General features: G+C 40.8%; 22 protein-coding genes, 1 tRNA gene and 1 CRISPR repeat array. Of the genes, 4 read left to right on the top strand and 19 right to left on the bottom strand.

Annotated features, from left to right (window positions below; all coding sequences use genetic code 11):
* Positions 1-410: 410 nt before the first annotated feature.
* From AC5FEC_RS06925 to rpiA, 3 genes are read right to left on the bottom strand one after another with little or no spacing between them, the layout of a single operon-like run.
* Complete coding sequence (locus AC5FEC_RS06925) at positions 411-1,223, bottom strand: purine-nucleoside phosphorylase (protein WP_493661724.1); 813 nt, start codon at positions 1,221-1,223, stop codon at positions 411-413.
* 29 nt (positions 1,224-1,252) lie between these two features.
* Complete coding sequence (locus AC5FEC_RS06920; RefSeq protein ID WP_493661723.1) at positions 1,253-2,464, bottom strand: phosphopentomutase; 1,212 nt, start codon at positions 2,462-2,464, stop codon at positions 1,253-1,255.
* Between the two features lie 13 nt (positions 2,465-2,477).
* Positions 2,478-3,155 carry a ribose-5-phosphate isomerase RpiA gene (gene rpiA / locus AC5FEC_RS06915; protein ID WP_493661722.1) on the bottom strand — a complete coding sequence of 226 codons (678 nt, stop codon included), beginning with the start codon at positions 3,153-3,155 and terminating at the stop codon, positions 2,478-2,480.
* 198 nt (positions 3,156-3,353) lie between these two features.
* On the opposite strand from rpiA, the gene mnmE reads away from it, so the two are divergent.
* Both mnmE and AC5FEC_RS06905 read left to right on the top strand, forming a co-directional pair.
* Positions 3,354-4,727 carry a tRNA uridine-5-carboxymethylaminomethyl(34) synthesis GTPase MnmE gene (gene mnmE, locus AC5FEC_RS06910; protein ID WP_493661721.1) on the top strand — a complete coding sequence of 458 codons (1,374 nt, stop codon included), beginning with the start codon at positions 3,354-3,356 and terminating at the stop codon, positions 4,725-4,727.
* Position 4,728: 1 nt separating this feature from the next.
* Positions 4,729-4,914, top strand: a complete 186-nt coding sequence (locus AC5FEC_RS06905; protein WP_037618054.1) for a hypothetical protein — start codon at positions 4,729-4,731, stop codon at positions 4,912-4,914.
* A 107-nt stretch (positions 4,915-5,021) separates the two neighbouring features.
* Here the strand turns inward: AC5FEC_RS06905 and AC5FEC_RS06900 are convergent, their stop codons facing one another.
* From AC5FEC_RS06900 to AC5FEC_RS06825, 16 genes are all read right to left on the bottom strand, one after another.
* Positions 5,022-5,687 carry an ABC transporter ATP-binding protein gene (locus AC5FEC_RS06900; protein ID WP_493661720.1) on the bottom strand — a complete coding sequence of 222 codons (666 nt, stop codon included), beginning with the start codon at positions 5,685-5,687 and terminating at the stop codon, positions 5,022-5,024.
* Entirely contained in the window at positions 5,688-6,749 is a 1,062-nt protein-coding gene (locus tag AC5FEC_RS06895; protein WP_493661719.1) for an ABC transporter permease, read from the bottom strand.
* A 452-nt stretch (positions 6,750-7,201) separates the two neighbouring features.
* Positions 7,202-9,351: a CRISPR direct-repeat array (repeat unit 32 nt; unit sequence ATTTCAATCCACGCTCCCGTGAAGGGAGCGAC).
* A gap of 146 nt (positions 9,352-9,497) precedes the next feature.
* Positions 9,498-9,791, bottom strand: coding sequence for a CRISPR-associated endonuclease Cas2 (gene cas2 / locus AC5FEC_RS06890; RefSeq protein WP_217472546.1), 294 nt, complete (start codon positions 9,789-9,791; stop codon positions 9,498-9,500).
* A 10-nt stretch (positions 9,792-9,801) separates the two neighbouring features.
* Positions 9,802-10,827 carry a type I-C CRISPR-associated endonuclease Cas1c gene (gene cas1c / locus AC5FEC_RS06885; protein WP_304948967.1) on the bottom strand — a complete coding sequence of 342 codons (1,026 nt, stop codon included), beginning with the start codon at positions 10,825-10,827 and terminating at the stop codon, positions 9,802-9,804.
* Positions 10,824-11,495 (bottom strand): CRISPR-associated protein Cas4, encoded by a 672-nt coding sequence (cas4, locus tag AC5FEC_RS06880; RefSeq protein WP_217472548.1) that lies wholly within the window; start codon positions 11,493-11,495, stop codon positions 10,824-10,826. The genes cas1c and cas4 overlap by 4 nt, the downstream gene beginning before the upstream one ends.
* 1 nt (position 11,496) lies before the next feature.
* Positions 11,497-12,348 carry a type I-C CRISPR-associated protein Cas7/Csd2 gene (gene cas7c / locus AC5FEC_RS06875; protein WP_493661718.1) on the bottom strand — a complete coding sequence of 284 codons (852 nt, stop codon included), beginning with the start codon at positions 12,346-12,348 and terminating at the stop codon, positions 11,497-11,499.
* A gap of 3 nt (positions 12,349-12,351) precedes the next feature.
* Positions 12,352-14,238 (bottom strand): type I-C CRISPR-associated protein Cas8c/Csd1, encoded by a 1,887-nt coding sequence (cas8c, locus tag AC5FEC_RS06870; RefSeq protein ID WP_493661717.1) that lies wholly within the window; start codon positions 14,236-14,238, stop codon positions 12,352-12,354.
* Positions 14,238-14,966 carry a type I-C CRISPR-associated protein Cas5c gene (cas5c, locus tag AC5FEC_RS06865; protein WP_493661716.1) on the bottom strand — a complete coding sequence of 243 codons (729 nt, stop codon included), beginning with the start codon at positions 14,964-14,966 and terminating at the stop codon, positions 14,238-14,240. Before cas5c ends, cas8c begins: the two co-directional genes overlap by 1 nt.
* Positions 14,967-15,211: 245 nt before the next feature.
* Positions 15,212-17,614 carry a CRISPR-associated helicase Cas3' gene (gene cas3 / locus AC5FEC_RS06860; protein WP_493661715.1) on the bottom strand — a complete coding sequence of 801 codons (2,403 nt, stop codon included), beginning with the start codon at positions 17,612-17,614 and terminating at the stop codon, positions 15,212-15,214.
* 832 nt (positions 17,615-18,446) lie between these two features.
* A tRNA-Arg gene (locus AC5FEC_RS06855) sits at positions 18,447-18,518 on the bottom strand.
* Between the two features lie 40 nt (positions 18,519-18,558).
* A complete protein-coding gene (gene rplS / locus AC5FEC_RS06850) occupies positions 18,559-18,906 on the bottom strand; it encodes a 50S ribosomal protein L19 (RefSeq protein WP_037618036.1) in 348 nt (115 codons plus the stop codon).
* A 119-nt stretch (positions 18,907-19,025) separates the two neighbouring features.
* The gene (gene crcB / locus AC5FEC_RS06845) at positions 19,026-19,352 is read right to left on the bottom strand and encodes a fluoride efflux transporter CrcB (RefSeq protein WP_187423847.1); all 327 of its coding nucleotides are present in this window, start codon (positions 19,350-19,352) and stop codon (positions 19,026-19,028) included.
* Positions 19,349-19,723 (bottom strand): fluoride efflux transporter CrcB, encoded by a 375-nt coding sequence (gene crcB, locus AC5FEC_RS06840; protein WP_148880448.1) that lies wholly within the window; start codon positions 19,721-19,723, stop codon positions 19,349-19,351. The genes crcB (AC5FEC_RS06845) and crcB (AC5FEC_RS06840) overlap by 4 nt, the downstream gene beginning before the upstream one ends.
* Positions 19,720-19,986 (bottom strand): chorismate mutase, encoded by a 267-nt coding sequence (locus AC5FEC_RS06835; RefSeq protein WP_493661714.1) that lies wholly within the window; start codon positions 19,984-19,986, stop codon positions 19,720-19,722. The genes crcB (AC5FEC_RS06840) and AC5FEC_RS06835 overlap by 4 nt, the downstream gene beginning before the upstream one ends.
* A 518-nt stretch (positions 19,987-20,504) precedes the next feature.
* A complete protein-coding gene (gene sufB / locus AC5FEC_RS06830) occupies positions 20,505-21,887 on the bottom strand; it encodes a Fe-S cluster assembly protein SufB (protein WP_493661713.1) in 1,383 nt (460 codons plus the stop codon).
* 124 nt (positions 21,888-22,011) lie between these two features.
* On the bottom strand, positions 22,012-22,452 hold the full coding sequence (locus tag AC5FEC_RS06825; protein WP_493661712.1) for a flavodoxin: 441 nt from the start codon (positions 22,450-22,452) through the stop codon (positions 22,012-22,014).
* A gap of 105 nt (positions 22,453-22,557) precedes the next feature.
* On the opposite strand from AC5FEC_RS06825, the gene AC5FEC_RS06820 reads away from it, so the two are divergent.
* Entirely contained in the window at positions 22,558-23,493 is a 936-nt protein-coding gene (locus AC5FEC_RS06820; protein ID WP_493661711.1) for a DHH family phosphoesterase, read from the top strand.
* Positions 23,494-23,598: 105 nt separating this feature from the next.
* A complete protein-coding gene (locus AC5FEC_RS06815) occupies positions 23,599-23,841 on the top strand; it encodes a type B 50S ribosomal protein L31 (RefSeq protein WP_005590635.1) in 243 nt (80 codons plus the stop codon).
* Positions 23,842-24,079: the final 238 nt, after the last annotated feature.

Here is a 24,079-nt window from a genome sequence, read left to right as displayed (position 1 = left end):
AGAAAACGACTGAAAATTAGGAATCTGACGAGAAATCCTGATTTCTCAGGCAGATTATCTATTTTCCGAGTTTTCCGCTCGTGTTCAAATCAAAACACACGCTCTACCTTTCTTTTTTTAGATTCAGGATAGCGACAGAGAACAAAGCAAAAATAGGAAATCTAACGAAGATGCGACTGCATCTAGGTAGATTTATCTTTTTTACACAGTTCTCCGCCCGTATTCAGTTCAGCGAATACAGTTAGCCCTTCCTTTCTGTGTTTATTTGAAAGATAGTTTTCCGCTCGTGTTCACATCTGAACACCTCGTTCTACCTTTCCTTAGTTTAAATATTTACCAAATGTCATAGAAAGGTTAGCCCGAGTTCGTTTGAAACTCAGGCTCTCCCCTCTCTATGATTTTTTATTTTCTTACAATTCAGCAAGAATGGCTTTGAGCAAGCCTTTGAAGTCGCCCTTGATGCGTTCAGTTACTTCCACTACTTCTTCGTGGTTGAGTTCTTCTTGCAAACCAGCGGCGAAGTTACTGATACATGAAATACCCAGAACTTTCAGTCCAGAGTGAGCTGCAACGATGACTTCTGGAACTGTAGACATACCAACAGCATCTGCACCCATAGTCTTGTATGCACGGATTTCAGCAGGTGTTTCATAAGTCGGACCTGTAGCACCGAGGTAAACACCGTCTTCCAACTTGATGCCAAGCTTATCAGCGACTTTATGCACGATTTCACGGTATTCTGGAGTATAAGATTTAGACATATCAGGGAAACGTGGACCAAATTCATCCAAGTTTTCACCAATCAAAGGATTTTGACCAGTCATATTGATATGGTCAGTTATCGCCATAAGCGTTCCAGGGCCATAACCGATACCACCAGCAGCATTTGTAACGATAACACCTGTCGCACCGAGAGCCTTCATCACACGCACTGGAAAAGTAACGACTTCTAAAGGATTTCCTTCATAGAAGTGGAAACGGCCTTGCAGTGCCAAGACCTTACGACCTGCCAAGTCTCCATAGACTAATTTACCAGCGTGACCAACGACAGTTGAGCGGCCCCAGTTTGGAATATCTGCATAGTCAAGACTAACGGCATTTTCAATTTCAGAAGCCAACTCTCCCAAACCAGATCCCAAGATCAAGCCGAATTCAGGCTCTGTCATACCTTTTTCTTTTAAAAAGGCTGCTGTTGCTTTGATTTTTTCAGATAATGTTGTCATAAACTAATTTCCTCACTCTCTTATAGTGCTTATACCAATTTGTCCAAGAAGCTTTCACCAATCATAGCCTTGTCGACACCGAAGTTGTCCGCAACGGTTGCTGAAATGTCCGCAAAATGTCCGACAGGCAAGTGACCATTCCCCTTGAGGGATTTACCAAAGACCAAGAGCGGAATGTACTCACGAGTGTGGTCAGTTCCGGCGTAAGTCGGATCATTTCCATGGTCAGCGGTAATCATGAGCAAGTCATCCTCACGCATATTTTCAATGATTTCTGGCAAGCGAGCATCAAATTCCTGCAGACAATCACGATAGCCATGCGGATCACGACGGTGGCCATAAAGAGCATCAAAGTCCACTAAGTTGGTAAATGAGAAGCCATACTTGAAGTCTTCAGACTGGATAGCCTTAACCAGATTGTCCACTCCATGATTATTGGACTTGTTGTGGCCCATATCATGGTTGATACCAGCGCCATTGAAGATATCGTTAATTTTACCTACAGAATAGGTATCAATGCCTGCTTCATTGAGCTTGTCCAAAACAGTTGGCTCAAATGGAGAAACTGCATAGTCATGGCGATTAGCTGTACGAGTGAAGTTGCCAGGCTCACCTACATAAGGGCGAGCAATGATGCGGCCTAGAAGCGCTGGCCGATCCAAAGTGATAGAGCGAGCGTATTCGCAGATACGATAAAGCTCGTCCAAAGGAATAATCTCCTCATGAGCTGCGATTTGAAGCACTGGATCTGCAGAAGTATAGATAATCAATTCGCCAGTTTCCATCTGACGAGGCCCGAAGTCGTCAATAATTGCCGTGCCAGAATAAGGTTTGTTAGCCTCACGAATAACTTTGCGCCCAGAAAATTCTTCAATCTTAGTCAAGATTTCCTCTGGGAAGCCATTCCAGAAAGTATCAAAAGGCTCAGTAATGTTCAGACCCATGATTTCCCAGTGGCCTGTCATCGTGTCTTTACCTAAAGAAACTTCTTCTAATTTAGTATAGTAACCACTTGGATTTTCCTCGGCTGGTACTGTTTTCAGCGCTTGCTCACGCTCGATATTACCCAAGCCCAGCTTAGCCATATTTGGCACATCTAGGCCGACTGCTTTGGAAATGTGTCCCAGAGTATCGGAAGCTCCATCTGGCACCCCTGCATTGACAAAGTTATTGGCATCTGGCGCAGCACCAATACCAACTGAGTCCATGACTACCAAGTGAATACGATTAAATTTTGACATATAAACCTCTTTTCTAGTTGTCTGTTTCTAAAACCTTTACGCCACTTTGTCCTGCGACGATGACCTTGTTGACCATTTGATTGAAAAGTCCATGCTCAACAACGCCCACGATGTGGTCTAATTCTCGACCAAATTCGATTGGATTTTCGATCACCCCCAAACCCAAATCGATAATGAAATTCTGCATATCCGTTATAAAACGTTGGCCATTTTTTTCACGGAAACTTGGCTTGTAGCCTGCCTTGGCAAAGCGACGGAAAACTTGCTCCGCACCATATTGCACTACTTCAACCGGAAGCTTGAAGGCACCTAGTTTTTGAACCAGCTTGCTTTCATCAACCACCCAGATGTAGTCCTTGGTAGGTGTCGCAACAACTTTCTCCATCAGCAGGGCTCCGCCACCGCCTTTGATCCCGTTAAACTGAGAATCCACTTCATCAGCTCCATCAACGGTCACATCAACCTGATCCACCTCATCAATGGATTTCAGCGGAATGCCCAAGCCTTCTGCTTGCTTAGTGGTCACGCTAGAAGTCGTGACTGCAGTAATCCGCAGCCCCTCTTCTTTGATGCGACGACCAATTTCTTCAACAAAATAATAGGTAGTCGAACCTGTTCCCAGACCGACCACCATCCCATTTTCAACAAATTCAGCAGCCTTGATGCCTGCTAGTTTTTTTAGAGTTTCCATAGCACCTCCCAAAATCAACTATTTTAATTATATCATGATTCTTCGGAATATGAAAGTGTTTTCAGCCTTTTTAAGGTAGTTCATGCTTTACCATTCATACTTTTCATTAAAATGACCTAAAATCTTGCTCCCACTCCTTTTTTGCGTTACAATTAGAATAATTGATTCACTATTTATAGAAAATGCAGGGAATAAAAGATGATAACACGAGAATTTGATACCATTACTGCGATTTCGACGCCTCTTGGAGAAGGAGCTATCGGCATCGTCAGACTAAGCGGAACGGACAGCTTTGCTATTGCCCAAAAAATCTTTAAAGGCAAAGATCTAAGCAAAGTTGCCAGCCACACGCTCAACTACGGCCATATCGTTGATCCAGAAAAACAGGAAATCCTAGACGAGGTTATGGTCGGCGCTATGCGCTCGCCCAAGACCTTCACGCGCGAGGATATCATCGAAATCAACACCCACGGCGGAATTGCGGTCACCAATGAAATCCTGCAACTCGCCATCCGAGAAGGAGCTAGAATGGCAGAGCCAGGGGAATTCACCAAACGGGCCTTTCTCAATGGACGCATGGACCTGACTCAGGCTGAGGCAGTCATGGACATCATCCGAGCCAAGACTGATAAAGCCATGAATAATGCTGTCAAACAACTGGACGGCTCTCTCTCCGACCTTATCAACAGCACCCGTCAGGAAATCCTCACCACATTGGCACAGGTAGAGGTCAATATCGACTATCCTGAGTACGATGATGTAGAAGAGATGACAACTCAACTCATGAGAGAAAAAACAGCTGAGTTCGAAGCATTGCTGAGCAGCCTTCTCAAAACTGCCCGCCGAGGAAAAATTCTCCGCGAAGGCATTTCTACAGCTATCATCGGTCGGCCAAATGTTGGCAAATCCAGCCTGCTCAATAATCTACTTCAAGAGGACAAAGCTATTGTAACCGACATCGAAGGGACAACTCGTGATGTGATTGAGGAGTATGTCAATATCAACGGTGTACCGCTCAAGCTTATTGATACGGCAGGTATTCGCGAGACAGATGATCTGGTAGAGCAGATTGGTGTTGAACGCTCTAGAAAAGCACTACAGGAAGCTGATCTAGTCCTCCTAGTTCTCAATGCTAGTGAGCCCCTGACCGAGCAAGACCGCCAGTTGCTTGAAATCAGTAAAGACAGCAATCGTATTGTCCTACTTAACAAAACTGACCTCGAAGAAAAGATTGAGCTGGACCAACTACCTGCTGATGCTATCAAGATTTCTGTCCTCCACAATCAAAATATTGATAAAATAGAGGACCGTATTAATCAACTCTTCTTTGAGAATGCTGGCATTGTCGAGCAAGATGCCACCTACTTGTCCAATGCTCGGCACATTTCCCTCATCGAAAAAGCCGTCGAAAGCCTGCAAGCTGTCAACGAGGGGTTGGAATTGGGCATGCCAGTTGATCTTCTCCAAGTCGATTTGACTCGCACCTGGGAAATCCTAGGCGAAATCACAGGTGATGCCGCACCAGACGAACTCATCACCCAGCTCTTCAGCCAGTTTTGTTTAGGGAAATGACATGGGCATCACAGAATTTATCAAAGCAAAAAATCTAGGCGAATATCTAGAAAGTCGAAAGAATGAGCAAGTCAGAGATACCATCCAAAAACGCAGCTGGAAGGAGGCCTTCCTCAACAAAGCCCGCACCACAAAAATAAATCCTGAAAATTACGAAAAAGCGAAGAAAAAGAAGCACGGTTCTTGATAGATAGAACCGTGTTTGTTTGTCTATTCAATCTAGCTGAGAATTCGCCTGATCATGAATCGTGGTACTCTCCTTATCCCAAACTATTTTTCTGTTTGGGCACATCTTCATCGGACTTGAGTCAGCACTCCGTCTTGCATTTCATAGACCTTGTCAACCTCGTCCAGTAGGCGGGTATCATGGGTAATCATGACCACGCTCTTGTTGAATTTCTGAGTCACTTCTTTGAGCAGATGGACCACGCGCTTAGCCCGCTCTGTATCCAGACTAGCTGTCGGCTCATCAGCCAAGATAATATCTGGGCTATTGTAAAGCGCTCTGGCGATAGCAGCTCGCTGCCGTTCCCCACCAGACAATTCTTTGGGATACTGCTTGAGTGTGTCTTTTAGATCTAGCAGCTCAATCAGACTGTCCAGTTCTGTTCTTTCCTTTTTAGATAAGCGGTCAATCAGCTGAAACTGGTCTTCGATTTTCAAAAAAGGTATGAGATTGGAGGCCTGCAAAATAAAGCCGAAATCATTGAAGCGTAGGGCAGCTCGTTCCTTTTCCTTGAGCTGGGAAGTATCTTTCCCATGCAGGAGAATCTGCCCTTTTGAAGGCGTTTGTAAATGCCCCAGCAAGGTCAGAAGGGTTGTTTTACCCGAGCCTGACGGCCCAATAATAGCTACAAACTGCCCTGCTTCCAGTTGGAAATCAGTTGGTTTCAGGGCTTGAACCAGCGTATGCCCCTGACCATATTCTTTTGTAACCCCTTTTAGTTCTATGATTGGCATTTACTCACCTCCGATCGCTGTGATAGGGTCAATTTTCAGAACCCGATGAATGGACAAGAGTCCGCCAGCCAGTGACATGAAAACAATCAGGACAATCAATCCAGCATAAGCTCTCCAGTCACTGTAAAAAGGCATAGAAGCCGGCAAGACTAGCTGGGTTCCCAAAAGAGCCAAGACAGCTAAGCTGATTCCCAGAGTGGACAGGATGAAAATCTGCCAAAAAATAGAAGCAATAATCTTCCCACTGGCAATCCCTTGGGCGCGCATAATACCGTAAAGGTGCGTCTTCTGAATGGTAATGATGTACATAAAAATTCCCAATACCAAAAATGTAATCAGAACCATGGCCCCAATCATAAAGGAAAAAGTCAGTACCTGAGGCTGATAGCCAGGGATATTTTCTATAAAATCACTCATAGAGAGCTGACTAAGCCCAGTTTCTTCAATTTTTTGACTATCTTTGACCACAAGTGCGCTGATATTCTTAACCTGACTAGAGCCGTACTTTAATTCCCTGAAATCCTCCAGCGCCATAAAGACAACTGGCTGAGTTAAGAAGCTATTATCCACCGTGAAGCCAACAACTTGATAAATGTGCTCACTACCATTGAGCTGGAGCTGGTCGCCCAGTTTCACACCTTTTTGCTGCAGGCGCTTATCCGCAATGACTTCATGAGCATTCTCAACAGGACGTCCATCAATAACATCTGGTGCCAGAAAACTATCCCAGGAAAGACCAAAAACTTGAGCGTTGAGTTTATCCGTCCCATCTTCATAATTGGCCACTGCTGACGTTTGTCCCAAAGCAGCGATTGAGTCCCTTTGAAGCAGGTTACTATACTCCTCTTCCTTGAGAATCGAAGCTACCAGATTCTTATTGGCGTACTCCGACAAGACGATCGACTCAGCCTGCCATTGGTCCAAAGCCAAGCGGTTAAGCCTAGCCAAACCGACGGAAAGACTGGATAAAAAGAAAACCATATAGGTAATGAGAAAGACCACAGCAACCACTAAACGATAGCGTCCGCGGCTGTAGACAATCTCTTTAAAAGCTAAAAACAAAGCTGTCCTCCTTTGAGATATTTAAGACCATTATATCATAAAGAAGCAAGCTAGAAAAACATATGAGACTAATAGTGACTAGATTCAGGCGAAAATCACTCATTCACTAAGTCAGAAACATTCCGTGAAAGAAAATCGTAAAATAAAAAGAAACAAGCACGGACTTCAGTTCATCTACCGAAGCTTGCCTTGTTTCTTTTCTCTAGGTTTCGACCGCTATCTGACCCGCTCCTTCTCTTATCCAGAGCAGATTGAAAATCGGCTTATTGCTTGCTCCTTTGTTATTTCTAAATCCATAACTTTAACTACTTTTCATAATGGTATACTTTATCTCAAAAAATACATATTTGAAATTATATACAATTTGTCACATTAACCTCATCAGTAATTTAATATAACGAAAAATTTTTAAGCTACATTAAACTGCAAAAAAGACAACGACTAGCAATAGTCCACCAATCCACGCTCCCGTGAAGGGAGCGACTTAACCATTGCACCATTACATCGTCCAGTAGTATTATTTCAATCCACGCTCCCGTGAAGGGAGCGACATACAGATATGGCGGCCGAAGTCCAACAACAATTAATTTCAATCCACGCTCCCGTGAAGGGAGCGACCATCCATATTATCTGTCGAGCCTTCCGTGTCGATATTTCAATCCACGCTCCCGTGAAGGGAGCGACTGCTCACATTGGATCTTATGCTGGCTAGTAAGACAATTTCAATCCACGCTCCCGTGAAGGGAGCGACAAAACTCCGAAAGGGGAGTATGCCTGGGATTTAATTTCAATCCACGCTCCCGTGAAGGGAGCGACCGGATGCTGAACCTACCGCCTTTGCTTTGATGTTTATTTCAATCCACGCTCCCGTGAAGGGAGCGACGATGATCCATCATATCATACACGCTTGCTTTCTATTTCAATCCACGCTCCCGTGAAGGGAGCGACAAGATCAAAGAGATTTCGCTTGTTGTCCTCAATATTTCAATCCACGCTCCCGTGAAGGGAGCGACCATCTGTATAGATGAGACTGGCCATTTTATTTAAATTTCAATCCACGCTCCCGTGAAGGGAGCGACTCCATGCACGGATTCCGACAAAACCGCTATTGTTGATTTCAATCCACGCTCCCGTGAAGGGAGCGACGCGACTGTGTTGCTAGTCTCGTCAACCACTTTCTGATTTCAATCCACGCTCCCGTGAAGGGAGCGACAATAGCATTGGTGCACTTTATGACTACCGAGGAAGATTTCAATCCACGCTCCCGTGAAGGGAGCGACGAAAAGTGGCTATGCACTCGCTTTTTCTCTGGTATTTCAATCCACGCTCCCGTGAAGGGAGCGACGACCGAGGTTATCGCTGAGCAATTCCAGATGTTAATTTCAATCCACGCTCCCGTGAAGGGAGCGACGATGAATAAGGCAGATGTGGCTAAGCAGGCTTTGATTTCAATCCACGCTCCCGTGAAGGGAGCGACAAGTAAGCTTCAGTCTTTTTCGCTTGATGATTCAATTTCAATCCACGCTCCCGTGAAGGGAGCGACGACCTTCGCCGACAATCGCAAATGACCGCTGACCAATTTCAATCCACGCTCCCGTGAAGGGAGCGACTATTTTCACGACTTAGCACACAAAAATCTGTTTATTTCAATCCACGCTCCCGTGAAGGGAGCGACGAGTTCGCCTTTTGAAATCTTTGCTGACCGTTATATTTCAATCCACGCTCCCGTGAAGGGAGCGACCTTCTGAATTTGATGTGGATGCTGCCATTCAAATATTTCAATCCACGCTCCCGTGAAGGGAGCGACGATACTTGGATTTGTTTTTCTACATTTCCTGTCGATTTCAATCCACGCTCCCGTGAAGGGAGCGACCGCTCTTTTTTCAAGAGACGAGAGCAGAAATCAAAATTTCAATCCACGCTCCCGTGAAGGGAGCGACGCTATTTCCTGCTTGCTTGTATAGTTGGCTATTTATTTCAATCCACGCTCCCGTGAAGGGAGCGACAAGACAGCTCTTATCCGACCATTCACCCTACGCAATTTCAATCCACGCTCCCGTGAAGGGAGCGACTTCCCGATGGTCTCTTTAGGGCCGCCGAAATCATATTTCAATCCACGCTCCCGTGAAGGGAGCGACGCTAGTAGATAGAGGTGGACGCTGTCTTGGTCGGATTTCAATCCACGCTCCCGTGAAGGGAGCGACATGTTCTCCGCCTTGATTATATCCGTGTGCTCTTTATTTCAATCCACGCTCCCGTGAAGGGAGCGACGTGCATTATCAGTTATGATTTTTTCAAAACCTTTATTTCAATCCACGCTCCCGTGAAGGGAGCGACATAATCCCATATTTCAAGCGGTTTGGCATCTTTTATTTCAATCCACGCTCCCGTGAAGGGAGCGACGAAACAAATCTTCTTGATGTTTAACCCAGTTTCATTTCAATCCACGCTCCCGTGAAGGGAGCGACTTACCTTCTCCAAAAAAGAGGGATTTGCCTTTTTATTTCAATCCACGCTCCCGTGAAGGGAGCGACGGAGATGTGAATGATCCAAGTAGCATTATAATCACTATTTCAATCCACGCTCCCGTGAAGGGAGCGACAGCGCGTAGTTGCACTGTTTTAGGCAAAAATCATCTTTCGAGGAAAGAAAACTCTTCTAGAATTTCGAATTTTTGCCTTATTTTTGTTTGTTTTTTGCGCGAAAGGCCTGCTTTTTTATGAGCAACCACTATTCACACTAAACTATTTAAAGGAGTAATACCCCTATATCAGGATCATAACTCGTATCACGTCCAATCGTTTCTAGACGATTTTGCCAGTTTTTTCCTAGCAAATAAAAACGAATACTGTCAGACTCAGTGTCAATAATACTCAAAAGTTGAGCCTTTATTTCTACAAATTCTGCTGGAGTCAGCGAGCATTCAAAGACCGAGTTCTGAACACGCTGTCCATAATCCACACACAGTTTCGCCACGTGACGCAATCGCTTTCGGCCTCGTGCCGTTTCTGTATTGACATCATATGTCACTAATACCATCATAAACCAACTCCTATATCAAAAATGGTGGATAGGATTCCAATTCCCCACGGATTGTCTTGGCCAATAACTGTGCTTGGACATAGGGCAGTAACATCAATTTCACCTTTTCTTTAGTAAAAGGATGTTCTACTTCCTGATGTTTCCGCTTTTGCCAGGCTTCAATAAAGATTTTACGCCCTTTTTCAGTTAATATGACACTTCCATTTTCTTTAAAGTCAAAATGTTTTTTGTTTAACTGAGCTTTATTTATCAAAGAAAAGACAAAGCGATCAACAATATAAGCACGAAATTCTTCGACTAAATCCAATGCTAAGCTAGCACGACCTGGTCTATCCGTATGGAAGAAGCCAACATAACTATCCAGCCCCACTGCTTCCAAAGCAGACTGGCATTCATATGTTAACAAACTGTAGCCAAAAGATAACAGAGCATTAACGCAATCTAACGGAGGCCGCCTGGTCCTCCCGTTAAACTGAAAAGTCTCCTTATCAGTTAATACTAAATCATTAAAAATACGAAAATATTGGTTTGCTGCCTGACCTTCAATTCCTAAAAGAGAATCCTTGTCTTCAGCTGCTTGAACCTGTTCCAATGCCCACGTCAATTCTGTATTCACTTCTTCAAAGAGACGGCTATCGATCCGATCCCGATGGTCACGCTTGAAACGCAATAAATATTTTCTAGAATTTGAAATCTTAGCAAGAATAAAACGTTTTGCATATTCTAGAGATTGTTCTTCATCCGCCAAACGATAGTGCTGTCTCCTTAACAAAACATTCCCATTTGTTTGCCCAACAAATCGTCCACAAAAGCGTCCCTGTGGTGTATGAAAGGACAAATTAATCTGATTTTCAGCACATAATTCAATCAAAGAAGGAGACGCTCCTAAATAAGAAAAACAAACAATGCCATCAATAATTCGATACGGGAAACGACTGATAACTTTACCTTCTTGCTTGATAACGATGTTGTCTCTTTCACGCGTTAAATAAAAATTATCTTGAGTCAAATATAGAGTATTAAGCAGCTTTTTCATAAGCTATCCTCACTTTTTAGTGCTTGGAAAATATAATTGTCAACATTGCGCGCCTTTTTGCTCAAACGCGGCATGCAAATATCAACTAAGGAGCATAACTGACAGTTTTTAAAATACTCAGCTTTTGGAATAAGCTTTTTATCATAATATTCATGCATTTGGCAAGCCAACTCAGCTACTTCTTTTCGTAAATCAGAAGTGATTTCTATTAGCTTCTTTTGATTTACACTATGATAATAAAGATAACCATAATCAATTGCACACTCAAGAGTTTCTTCCAGACAAATCGTTTGAGCAACCAGCTGAACAATGTCACGAGTATCCTTTTTAGGTTTTCCACGCTTATATTCAATAATGACAGGAAGCCATTTGCCACGTTTTCCTTTTAGCGGAATTCCTTTTTCATCCTTATGGAATTCAACCACATCTAATATCCCATAGAGACCAAGCTCTTTTGATGAGACATGCATGGCTCGTGAGGTAATGACATCCTTTCGCTTCTCTTTAATATAAGGATTGTCCGCCTTTTGATGCAAAATCTGCCCATGAGCTGTCGCTTCGTTTTCAGCCCACTGCTGCTCAATATGAATCAAACTCCATTGGCGCTTGCAGAATTGGAAATGCTGAATACCAGATAACATCAAATAGTCGCTTTCAGCATACGCCATATTACAACCCTTCTATGATATCAACTTTCAATCCTTTAGCCTCATATTCTGCTAATTTTTCTTGATTAAGATGAATGCTGTAGTCATCGTAATTATCTTTATCCTGTTTTTCTTTGTCATATTCAATCAAATCAAAAACACGCGCACTGGAAACATTTCCTAACTTATTAGAATGAGTAAACCAGAAGACTTCCCTCACGCGCATAGAACCTTCAGGACGAGCGGATGACGCATCGTTTTCAAAAAGACTAACGAGCACTTCCTTAATAACTTCAGCATCTTCGTTAGAGAATCCTGTTTTTTCAGCAAAATTTGGATTAATCGAACCTTTGATGACATAGACGCCATAGTCCACAAAATGCTTAGTTCCCATCGTATCAGATGAACGTCCACCTGCTTTTTTAGGTTCGACACCATTTGTACTTCTAGTAATCTGTAAACTAGAGATGATGATTGGATCCAAAGATTTAGCCATGCTGACAGAAACTGGTCCACGAATAGCAAACGAGCGATCTTTTAGATAAGTGAACACTTGACCAAACGAACGGACATCCATCCATAATTGATTCGCTTTTTCATTAATTTCTTCATCTGATTCTTTTCCTGTAAATTGAGTCTTGAACCGTTTCTCAAGTGAATTAAGCCCATCCTCAATGCGATCATTTGCTTGTACAAAGATGGTGTAGCCAAAATCCTGCATCCGATTGCGGATTTTGCGCTTGATGGCCACATCACTGATTAAACCTTGATTGGCTGCATTTGTTCTTGGCATATTTCCTGATAAGGGATCTCCATTTGCATTAGCTTCCCTCACTTCAACCGTGACCATAAAATCAATCTTGTGTTCCAACATCTGCTATTCCTCGCTTTCATTTTTCTCTTGTTTTGTATAAAAGAACTGCTTTTCAGCATAGTAACCAAAAATAAATTGATAATCCAAGGGATCATTGATATCCTTCTTTGCCATTAGGGGGCTGAGTAATCGGACAATTTCTGCTCGCTCTTTATCCAATTTATTAAAAATTCCATGAGCATTTAACTTTACAGTTTCTTCATAAGGTTTAATTTTATTTGTCAAATTCATCATTAACTTGGCAGGCTGGCTGGTATAGGCGTTCCAGTACCTCTCGGCATTTGTAACTCTTTCCTGATTATTACCATCTATTCGATATCGCTGAGTTTCAATTAGCTCAAATATAGCTAATAATCTTCCAAAAAGGTAGGAACGATTGGTATTTTCGTGGTCTAACATTGGTTTAAACTCCCTTCCATATTGTTTGTGTAAAATCGCTAAACTTATTTGCTGCACCTGAGACCAGTGATTAGGATACTTTTGTCGCTGTTTAATATTCGTTTCTAACTTCTTAACGATAGTACTGGGCATGGGATTTCCATCAATCAAAGCAGTTACTAATTGCTGATATTGATCGCTACGGAAAGAATCATTATCTAACTCTAAATAACGCTCCCTATCAACACCGTAGGCAACATTAATAATCTCATTAAAAGTAGGCGTTTTAAGTCTATAATCTTCTGCTTTAGTTTTTGCTTCCCAAGAGTAGTTTTCCTGCCATGATTCCAGATTTTTTAATAACTGTGAAACTTGAACCTGACGGAAATATTTTAAAGCAATACGACCATTGCTTGTTTTATTTAGTATTGCAACATAGTAGGTTGCATCATTGCCAAACAATTTTCGCCTTTTAATAAACGAAGATCCTATATTCTTGTTTTCTTCGTTCGGTTTAATGAAAACAAGACTATCTTTTTCATCTTCATCATCTTCAAATAATTCATTAAAAACCGGCTTAACAATATCCAATTGACTCTCATTCGCTAAATCATCGCTAAACCAGTTGATGAGATATTGTGACGATCCCAGCCAAGTACTGCTGTTGTTATTTTCCAGCAGATACTTAATCATTAAATGAATTTTTTCTGAAGTTTCATAGCCAACGCTAAAAACATCTTCCCGCTCCTTAAAGCGCCCTTTATAGGCCTCTCCTTTATTACTAACTGAAATAATTTTAGCATTCCCCATCAGTCCTCGATGCTTATTGGTAATTTGCTCCGTTCGTCCGCTAATATTACATGTTCTCAAATTATCCTGATTAGCAGTCATAAACGAAATAAAGGATTGGTGTAATGCCTTGTAGCTAGTCACTGATTCATCTTTAAAGCCATGAAATTGTACAATTGAAAACTCTAAGAAATAAGCTGATAAATCAACAGTCTTTTTTTTTCCATCAGAGTCAGAATAGGTGATTTTCAATCCCTTCCTTTGGTAATTATCACCATATAAAGACTGAAGAATACTACTTAGAAAATCTGTTTGGAGAATAAATTGCTGAATTTTCATCAAAAAATCCTTGACTTTAGCTTCCTCACAGTAAGCAATCCAACTAGCTAATTGTTTATGAAAATCATCATATTGTGATTGACTCACTTCTGATATATAATAAGAAAACTTGTCTACAAGAGGATGTGGAGCAGGATTGCTACCAGATCTTGCTACAGAATTTGCAGTCACAGGAAATATAATCGTTTGATTATCAGCCATGACCTCTGCCTTATAGAAACTCCCATCCTGATCCAATTTAACTGAAATAATATTTTTACCGTTTGACTTCAAACTAGTATGATAGAGCGGAAGCAAAACAGGATTTTCCCCATTTTGTTGGTCAACTAATCCAATTTCTTCTGCTTTTTCATAAGCTTTTAAGAGAGAAGTAAAAAAATCCATTAGCTTTCCCCTTTCTCCATGACTTCGTATTCTTTGTACTCGTCGTCAACTGATTTAATCTGACCAGGCACCTTAAATACGTAACTAGACAAAGTATTTACAATCTCACACTCAGACTGAGGCTTAAACTTAACCACTCCATTTTCCATTACTGTTTTAGTGAAATACGACTTTAATGGAGTTATTTCATCTGTTGGATAGGAGAAAGAATGAAACATAATACCTAAATCAATGGTAATACCATCGTAGTAAGAAGGGGTGTTTTCATACTCTTCCTGACTAATTTCATCGACTAAGCCAAAGCATTCTCTTGTGCCGAGGAAAATGTCACGTCGTCCACCTTTTCGAATAGAACGCTCCATAATAGCTTCATGCTTGTTGGGTAGCCTATCTTGCATTAAATCTTCACGATTTGCATTCCAAATGAAATGGAATTTCACTAAGTACTCCACATCACTCAAATATGAAACATAGCTTAAATCCGCACTGTAATCATGTAACAAAGCACGAACACCATGTAGCTCTGTCTGAATTTGATTAACAACCTTAACTTCCGTGACAATATTTATGAATGTCGGCTTATGATAAATACTATCAACTATGCCTTGCAAAGCTTGTCTAGTAGGAACTGAGTACGATGATCTCTCTGATCCTCCTTTAGTTGCGGGATTTGTAAAGAGAGCCTGTTCACCACGTATTTTCGCATAGAAATTTCTTGATCTGTACAAGGTTAAAACCTCCTTCTGTGATTCTATAAACCTATCTTAGCACTTGAAACTTCAAAAGTCAATTATTTTCTTTCTATATTTAGTATTTATAAAATAGCTGTTGATTATATGAATCAATTTTGATATAATCTAGCCATCATAGTGCTATCTATGTGGATTGAAATTATATTTAGTGCTTATTTATGCTGAATTACAGGCCAACGAAGTCCTCTACTGACTCTCGTTGGCCTGTTTTCTTTTAACTGTTACATCAGGAAACTTCCTGACTCTAGGGTGATCCCCTTTTTCTCATCATAATAACCATCTGACAGTATCTGAATTTGGCCGTTCAGATATGATTTTGTCGCTTCAAGCACTTGATCGTGCTTACGAACGTTTACCGTATAGGGCTGCAATTCCTTTAAAAGGGCTTTTATTATTTGATAGTCTTCAACAGATGGGTAATCATATTCACACAATTCTTCTAAAACCAACAACTTCTCAATAGCGTCTCCATACGGAACCAACACCCCTACTGTGTCATTGTTTATTAGATTCATTTTCAAACCAGCAGTTTTAAAGGCTTGTTTTAACTTTCCTTTAAAATTATTTTTATCTTGATATGAATTTACACTTAAATAGTCATAAACGGATTCACCGTGCGACAAAGGATAATCCATCGAACCTTGATTATTAGCATAATAATATTCAAAAAAATCCCGATTTAAAAGCGACATTTCAATAGGTGATGAAATCTTATGTAGAATATATTCTGTAGCGTCTTTCTTAGCTTTTATTTCTTTAAGTGATAAGATATTTTCTTCTTCATTTGTGAGATTAACTAAGGTAACTTGACCTTTATCACGTTTACCTTCACGATTACATCGTCCACTAGCTTGCACAATTGAATCAACACCTGCATAAGATCGAATGACGCGATTAAAATCAATATCAACTCCAGCTTCAATTAGTTGTGTACTAATACAAATAATAGGTATTCCTTTTTTTAGATGCTGTTTAATTTCCGATATAATGTCTAATCTATGCTGAGCACACATATTAGTCGAAAGTTGATAAATAGGTCTATCAGTCAATCCTTCAAGCATCATATAGAATTTATCAACTGTCTTTTTGGTGTTAAAAATCGCAAGAATAGACTCATCATTTCCCAGTACAAAATCTACTAAATCTGACAGATTCGAATGTTGATTGTTTTCATCGAATTTTCTAAGTTCTGTTCTTGAAAAGACTTCTTTTTCGTCATGAGTTAACTCAACAATATCAGCAGCTTCACCATATTTTCCTCCATAAGAAAGTTTATGTTTAATTGCAGTAGAATCATAAGCCGGCTGTGTAGCCGTACACAAAATAATAGTCGTGTTCATAACTTTATTTAAGAAATTCATGGTTAAATTAAATAAAGTTGTCACCTCAATAGGCAAAGATTGTACTTCATCTAAAATCAAAACACTATTAGCTAAACTTGAAAAGCGACGAATGTTTGCTGACTTTGTCTTAAATAATGTTTGAAAAAATTGTACCATTGACGTAAGAATAGTCTGACTATCCCAACTTTCAATAAGATAGTTAGACATAGCAGCTTCTTTCTCATCATTATCGTCAGTCTGTTTAACAACATTGGAATGGTGCTCTAAAACACCTAGCTCGCCAATTACTTTCCTAATTTCAGAAGCATTTTGCTCCAGGACAGATAAAAATGGTGTAATATAGAAAAATCTTGATTTATTTTGATCAACCAACTGATGAAAGGCATATCTCATACTAAGATTCGTTTTTCCAGCGCCAGTTGGCAGATCCAAACGATAGATTCCCGTTGAATCTTTTTCACCCCTACTCTTAACTCGTTCACCAATTTGTGAACGAATCTCATTAAGTCTTGTAGTGGGATGACTAAAGCTACGATATTTTCGCTCAATAGCTTCAAGATAAGACTCATTTAGTTTTTGTTTTTCTTCGTCTTTTAAAGGTTCAATGAGTAAGCCATAAGCATTGATAGTATCTAGTATATCTGCATTCTTCAAAAAAGATAAGTACATCCGAATAAAACAACCACTATAATATTCTTTCTCACTTTCATCAGACCAACTAAGTTTAGGCCAGGCTTGCTGGTAATTTGCAAATGCTTTTTCGATTAAATCGTTTAAATCTTTGTAACCATAATCATTTAATTTATCTTCCAATTCTTGAGCAAAAGGTAGAATATCTTCTTGGTAAGAATCATTCTTCATGCATTCTATCATTCTATGCCTTAATTTATTGAATGCAAATTGCTCTGCTTGAACACCTTCATCTTGCAGAGGAATGTCATACATACCGTGGTGAGCTGAAATGACATAGGCACTGATCTCTTGAAAAAGTACCCTGTCTGCTAACGGAACACTTGATTTTTTTAAACAAGCTTGTATATTCTGAAAGAGATAGATAGCTCCAGCAGATGAATGATCAACATGCTTGTTAGGGTGCATTTCCAATTTATCTTGAAAAGCTTTATTTGCCTTACCTAAGTCATGATATAAGCCTAGTAAAAAAAGTACATCACCCTGTCCTAAAGATTCCGCTTCTTTTCTTCCACTTTCAGCAACATTCGTTAAATGTATTTTTAGCGATTGCATTTCGTTCGTATCACGATTATAATGAGCTTTTATCATTTTTATCCTCATTTCATTTAGTGTTAATGTTGGGAAAATAATCCAACCTTAAATTTCTAATTTAGATTAAATCGCCCAGAAATTAAAGCGCTTTCATTTTTTAGAAAAAATAATTTCTGAAAGATTATAGACAGAATATTTAAAAGTATAATATAGTAGTCCTAGGAAACGAATCCTTTATCAAAGTGACCATATAAATAAAGACATTACTAATCAGCTATACTATAAGTATTTGGCTTTAATAAAAATCCACTGATAATCTTCATAGGAACATATTTAGAACACTATATTAATATCATTGTAAACTTAAACATTCAAAAATTCAATAGATAATGAGGATTTTTGTTACTTTCTACTAAAAAACGCTACAGTATTTGCTGTAGCACTCATTTCTCATTCTTCTATATCTCCATATCTGCAGTTATAAAGACTGATATTACTCTCGTTACTCGGTAATGACGGCAGGCCATCTGACTCCTTTCGACTGAAGACTTCCACTAATACCAGAAGAAAATGAGCTTGTTGTAGCTGTTCTAGACTGATTTGATGAACACCCACTTGTCTACGCTCCTCTTCAATTTTTTCGCAAAAAGTGAGGCATTAAGGATTCCGCGACCAACTGTATACAGCTCGCTTTCATTATCTTTCTAGTTTTCGATATGTCAGTCTGTTTTGAGCTTTTAGAAGTCTACATCCATCAGTTAGAACAACAAAAAGAAAAAATCATAATCGAGTAAGAAAAATTTTTGAAACTTTTGGAGCAGATTTGGGGCCTAGATACTAAAAACCCTTGAAAATCCAGTGTTTTCAAGGGTTATTTAAATATAACATATGTCCCCTGCCGGAATCGAACCAGCAACTACTCCTTAGGAGGGAGTTGTTATATCCATTGAACTAAGGGGACTAGAGAAAAACTCTGCCAAGTGACAGAGTCATTTCTAAAATTAGCGACGGATTTCTTTGATACGCGCTGCCTTACCTTGCAATGCACGAAGGTAGTACAATTTAGCACGACGAACTTTACCGTAACGAACGACTTCAATCTTATCAACACGTGGTGTGTGGATTGGGAAAGTACGTTCAACACCTACACCGTTAGAAATCTTACGAACTGTGTAGTTTTCTGAGATGCCAGCACCCTTACGAGAGATAACCACACCTTCAAAGATCTGGATACGTTCGCGAGTTCCTTCGACAACTTTCGCGTGAACGCGGACAGTGTCACCAGGACGGAATGCAGGGATATCAGTACGAAGTTGACCTTCAGTCAAGCTTTGGATTAATGGATTCATTTTTCTACTCCTATCTTACTAATCTTAAGGTTCTGGACCGCAGCGGATTAGCCGTTTTTTTTGTGCTTCCATTAGGCACAAAGTATATTATATCAAAATTTTAAAAAATGTAAAGATTTTTAGATGAAAATTCCTAAAAGAATCGCCAAAAATCCTAAAAGGTAGGTCAGCATCAGATAGAGGCTAAATTTCTTCTTATCTGAAAACAGCTCTGCTAATTCAGCATTAAAGGTGGAAAGAGTTGTTAAACCGCCACAGAAACCTGTTGCCAAAATGCTATACAGTTGCTTATCTTGGATATGATTATAAAAATATCCAATCAAAAAAGCTCCCAGTACATTAGCCATCAAGGTGCCTGCTGGCAGAGCAGCTCTGCTATTGACCTTAGAAAAAAAGTAACGGACAAGAGCTCCTAGACCGCAAGCAACGAGCAAAAACCAAATCATGCGGCCACCTTCCTTCCAGCCCATAAAGCAATGCAAAGGCTGCCGCCGATACTCAAGGATAAATACACGAATAATTCCGGATAACGGCCTAAATCCAGCAATTTGAGTGAGTCTAAAAGAAGACCCGAAAAAGTCGTCAAGCCGCCACAAAATCCTGTCGACAAAGCTAGGAGCAAACGTTTGGTAACCTGCTTGCTTGTTAAATAACCTTTAATCAAATAGATTAGTAGGAAGGTTCCTAAATAGTTGACTAAAAGCGTGGCCAGTGGAAAATGCCCTGTAAATGTAATCAATAAAGAAGCCTGATATCGAAGCCAGCCGCCTAGCATGGCTGCCAAGAAAATAGCCAGTGAGTTTTTTATCTCCTTCATCTGATTTGCTGCTTCTGAAAGGTACGAGAATGTTTCAGAATATCTGAAAAGGTCGCAACGATGGCTGCTTGGTAGTCCTTGTTTTCCACTTTATCCGCAACCCTAGAAACAATCACTTCTTCGCGCTTATTATCCAAAACAGCCTTTCCAGTCGATTTTTTAAAATCCACTACTTGTCCAACTAGATTCATGCGCTTTTCCAGCAAGGCAACTAGGGCATCGTCCACTCGGTCAATTTCCTGTCTAATTTCTTCTAAATTCATCAGCTTCCTCCTTGTGTTCTATCTATCATATCAAAAATTAGGAAAATGTTCTAGCATTACTCCAAATTAACAGCAAGGTCAAATAATTGAAAATTCCTATTATCTCACTTGATTTTGCCTCCCATACGCAACCTAAAACAGGCTCACAGAACTTAGATTAAAGGGAACTTCGCAGAAGCGAGTTTTTATCCACAACCTAAAAATACCCGTTAGGCTTATCTCAAGGTAAACCGACTACTATCGGTTTTCTTATCTACAGATTAAAAAGGTTCTCTGGACCTTAATTAAAACGAGTTTTTATCTACAGCCTAAAATAGTCTCCCAGACCTTAGATTAAGGGGAACTCGCAAAGGCGAGTCCCTATCTACAGATTAAAAAGGTTCCCCGAACCTTATTAAAGAGCACTCGCTTAACCGAGCGCTTATCCACAACCTAAAACAGTCCCCCGGACCTTAGATTAAGGGGAACTCGCAAAGGCGAGTCCCTATCTACAGATTAAAAAGGTTCCCCGAACCTTTTTAACCAACTGAGCCTTCCATACTCATGTTGATGAGTTGGTTGAGTTCAACAGCATATTCCATAGGCAGTTCTTTGGTGATAGGTTCCATAAATCCGTTGATAATCATAGCCGTGGCTTCTTCTTCACTGATACCTCGGCTCATCAGGTAATAGAGTTGATCTTCCGACACTTTGGAGACTTTGGCTTCGTGTTCTAAAGTAACATTGGAATTATGGATTTCATTAAAAGGAATGGTGTCAGAGCTGGACTCGCCGTCCATGAGAATGGTATCACACTCGATATGAGATTTGGAGCCAGCACTATTCTTGCCAAAGCGAACTTGACCACGATAGTCCGTCTTGCCGCCATCCTTGGCCACTGATTTGGAAATCAAGGTACTGGATGTCTTAGGGGCATTGTGAAAGACCTTGCAGCCCGCATCCAAATGCTGACCGTAGTTTGCAAAAGACATGGAAAGGACAGAAGTTCTTGCATTTCGACCATTGAGAATACTGCAAGGATATTTCATATTGACCTTACTGCCTAAGTTACCATCAATCCACTCCAAGGTGCCGCCTTCTTCGACAATGCCCCGCTCCGTTACGAGATTATAGACATTGTCCGACCAGTTTTGAATGGTCGTATAACGGAAAAAAGCGTCCTTTTTGACAATGATTTCGACTGTCGCAGCATGCAGACTGTTGGTCGTATAAGTCGGTGCTGTGCAACCCTCGATATACTGGATAGATGATCCCTCCTCGATAATCATCAAGGAGCGCTCAAACTGGCCAGCATTTTCACTATTGATACGAAAATAGGTCTGAACAGGAATTTGGCACTGAACATTCTTGGGCACATATATAAAGGTGCCGCCCGACCAAACAGCTCCATTTAAAGCAGCAAACTTATGTTCTGCATTTGAAACCACTGTCCCAAAATATTGCTTGACCAAGTCTGGATATTCCTGAACAGCTGTGTCCGTATCAGTGAAGATAATGCCTTGCTTGGCAATCTCCTCCTTCATATTGTGGTAAACCACTTCCGACTCATACTGGGCCACTGCACCAGATAGGAACTCCCTTTCAGCCTGAGGAATACCTAAACGTTCAAAGGTTTTCTTAATCTCATCTGGCACTTCATCCCAGCTGCGAGCTCTCTCTCCGGTCAGCTTTTGATAATAGATAATGTCATCAAAACGAATACCTGACAAATCAGGGCCAAAGTCGGGCATGGGTAGCTTATGAAAGAGTTCCAAGGAGTGCAGACGATAGTCCAGCATCCACTGAGGTTCATTCTTGATTTCTGAGATTTCTCGAACTACTTCTTCGGTCAGACCTTTACCAGTTGAAAAGAGCGGCTTAACATCATCATGAAAGCCAAAGGCATAGTCGCGTTCTTTCATAGAGGGTCCTCCTTTGTACTATGGATAGCGCTTACCTATATTATACTCCTAATCATGAGAATTGTCAGAAAATAAGAGTTGTGCAAAACAAAAACGGCCGTAGCCGCTTCCCATATTTATCATTTTAAACTTTATTAACCAACTCTTCCGCAAAAGCTTCCAGACGCTCAATGTCTTCCTCCTCAGCTGACAAATCCACTTTGACACTTTCCGCACCTTTTTCAGCACCTGTGCCAGCAAAAACTGCATCAAAATCATCTACAGCTTTACAGAATTCATCATAGAAAGTATCGCCTGAACCGACCACTCCATAGACCTTACCAGACAAATCTAGTCCAGACAAGTCTTCATAGAAGTCCATAATCTCATCAGGCAGCTCGCCGTCACCATAAGTATAGGTCGCTACAATCGTAATATCTGCTTCCAAGAAATCTTCTGCATCGACAGTGGTACACTCATCCACTTCAACTTCTACATCCAGTTCTCTTAGCTTATCCGCCACAATATCGGCAATTTCTTCGGTGTTTCCAGTCATGCTGGCAAATACAATTTTCGCTAAGGTCATAGTTTCCTCCAAATTCTAATCTTCATTCATTATAACACATCTTTTTTATTTTAAAAATAAAAAATCTTATGCTATAATAAATAGAGAAAGTCTACGAGGTTAGCTATGAATACCTACAACAAAATTTTGAAGAAAATCAAGGAATACGATAAAATCGTCATCCATCGTCATGTGCGGCCTGATCCAGATGCTATTGGCAGTCAGGTCGGTCTGCAGAAACTCCTCCAGCTCAACTTCCCAGAAAAATCTATCAAAGTAGCTGGTTACGACGAGCCAACCCTTACCTGGCTGGCCAAGATGGATCAAGTGACAGATGCTGACTATGAACAGGCCCTTGTAATCGTTTGTGATACGGCTAACACGCCCCGTATTGATGATCAGCGCTACAATAAGGGGGACTTCTTGATTAAAATTGACCATCACCCCAACGATGATGCTTACGGAGATCTTCGTCTGGTCGATACAGCTTCCAGCAGCGCCAGCGAGATTATCGCTCTTTTCGCCTTTGAAAACCGCTTAGAGGTAAATGACTATATCGCTAAGCTCCTCTATGCTGGAATTGTCGGTGACACAGGACGATTCCTTTATCCAGCTACCAGTTCCCGCACATTTGAAGTAGCTGCAAAACTCCGTCAATATCCCTTTAATTTTTCAGAGCTCTCCCGTAAAATGGATTCCATCACTTATCGAGTTGCCAAACTACAAGGCTATGTTTATGATAATTTGGAAATCGATGAAAATGGTGCTGCGCGGATTATCCTATCACAGCAACTACTACAAGACAATCACCTGACAGATGCAGATACCTCAGCTATCGTAGCTGCCCCTGGACGTATCGAAGATGTTCGGATGTGGGCAATTTTTGTCGAGCAATCGGATGGACATTACCGTGTCCGCATGCGCAGTAAGTTCACCCCAATCAATGAGATTGCTAAGCAACACCACGGCGGTGGCCACCCACTTGCCAGCGGCGCCAAGGCCTTTTCAAAAGACGAAGTAGAATTGATTTACCAAAAATTAAAGGAAACTGCAAAAAAGTAAGAAAATCATCCAAAAGGCTTGTCAAATGGAGCATAATTTGATAAACTATCAAAGTAACGAATCTATGGCTCGCAAAGAGACCATGGCAGAAAGGATTTTTTAAAAATGAGAAAAGACATTCACCCAGAATACCGCCCAGTTGTATTCATGGACACTACTACTGGCTACAAGTTCCTTAGCGGTTCAACTAAGCGTTCTAACGAAACTGTTGAATTCGAAGGCGAAACTTACCCATTGATCCGTGTCGAAATTTCATCAGACTCACACCCATTCTACACTGGACGTCAAAAGTTCACTCAAGCAGATGGACGTGTGGATCGTTTCAACAAAAAATACGGTCTCAAATAAGAACCGTATTGACATTACAAAGAATGTTGATACAAAGCCATTTTCGAGAAATCGGGATGGCTTTTTTTGCGGTTTGATTTTTGCTAGCTAAGACTGATTTCCCTCACTGCCACCCACTACAGTTGACAAACATACTAAGATTAGTAGTGAAGAAATCTCCGACGGGAGAGAGTACTCACTACTTTTTCTTTATGTTAAAGTAGTGGTGTCTTGTAAAGTCGTAGGGCTCTATGGCGCT

The sequence above is a fragment of the Streptococcus sp. STC1396 genome (assembly GCF_058933875.1).
The sequence above is the reverse complement of the archived record's forward strand: the minus strand, read 5'-3'. Positions and strand labels throughout refer to the sequence as shown.

Bases quoted from the DNA above. Each gene is read 5' to 3' on its own strand.
- sufB (WP_493661713.1), bottom strand. From the start codon at position 21,887: ATGAAAGAACGCGACTATGCCTTTGGCTTTCATGATGATGTTAAGCCG.
- AC5FEC_RS06820 (WP_493661711.1), top strand. From the start codon at position 22,558: ATGAATACCTACAACAAAATTTTGAAGAAAATCAAGGAATACGATAAA.
- cas4 (WP_217472548.1), bottom strand. From the start codon at position 11,495: ATGGCGTATGCTGAAAGCGACTATTTGATGTTATCTGGTATTCAGCAT.
- crcB (WP_148880448.1), bottom strand. From the start codon at position 19,723: ATGAAGGAGATAAAAAACTCACTGGCTATTTTCTTGGCAGCCATGCTA.
- AC5FEC_RS06905 (WP_037618054.1), top strand. From the start codon at position 4,729: ATGGGCATCACAGAATTTATCAAAGCAAAAAATCTAGGCGAATATCTA.
- AC5FEC_RS06835 (WP_493661714.1), bottom strand. From the start codon at position 19,986: ATGAATTTAGAAGAAATTAGACAGGAAATTGACCGAGTGGACGATGCC.
- cas8c (WP_493661717.1), bottom strand. From the start codon at position 14,238: ATGGATTTTTTTACTTCTCTCTTAAAAGCTTATGAAAAAGCAGAAGAA.
- cas1c (WP_304948967.1), bottom strand. From the start codon at position 10,827: ATGAAAAAGCTGCTTAATACTCTATATTTGACTCAAGATAATTTTTAT.
- AC5FEC_RS06920 (WP_493661723.1), bottom strand. From the start codon at position 2,464: ATGTCAAAATTTAATCGTATTCACTTGGTAGTCATGGACTCAGTTGGT.
- rpiA (WP_493661722.1), bottom strand. From the start codon at position 3,155: ATGGAAACTCTAAAAAAACTAGCAGGCATCAAGGCTGCTGAATTTGTT.
- crcB (WP_187423847.1), bottom strand. From the start codon at position 19,352: ATGATTTGGTTTTTGCTCGTTGCTTGCGGTCTAGGAGCTCTTGTCCGT.
- AC5FEC_RS06815 (WP_005590635.1), top strand. From the start codon at position 23,599: ATGAGAAAAGACATTCACCCAGAATACCGCCCAGTTGTATTCATGGAC.
- cas2 (WP_217472546.1), bottom strand. From the start codon at position 9,791: ATGATGGTATTAGTGACATATGATGTCAATACAGAAACGGCACGAGGC.
- AC5FEC_RS06900 (WP_493661720.1), bottom strand. From the start codon at position 5,687: ATGCCAATCATAGAACTAAAAGGGGTTACAAAAGAATATGGTCAGGGG.
- AC5FEC_RS06925 (WP_493661724.1), bottom strand. From the start codon at position 1,223: ATGACAACATTATCTGAAAAAATCAAAGCAACAGCAGCCTTTTTAAAA.
- rplS (WP_037618036.1), bottom strand. From the start codon at position 18,906: ATGAATCCATTAATCCAAAGCTTGACTGAAGGTCAACTTCGTACTGAT.
- cas3 (WP_493661715.1), bottom strand. From the start codon at position 17,614: ATGATAAAAGCTCATTATAATCGTGATACGAACGAAATGCAATCGCTA.
- mnmE (WP_493661721.1), top strand. From the start codon at position 3,354: ATGATAACACGAGAATTTGATACCATTACTGCGATTTCGACGCCTCTT.
- AC5FEC_RS06825 (WP_493661712.1), bottom strand. From the start codon at position 22,452: ATGACCTTAGCGAAAATTGTATTTGCCAGCATGACTGGAAACACCGAA.
- cas7c (WP_493661718.1), bottom strand. From the start codon at position 12,348: ATGTTGGAACACAAGATTGATTTTATGGTCACGGTTGAAGTGAGGGAA.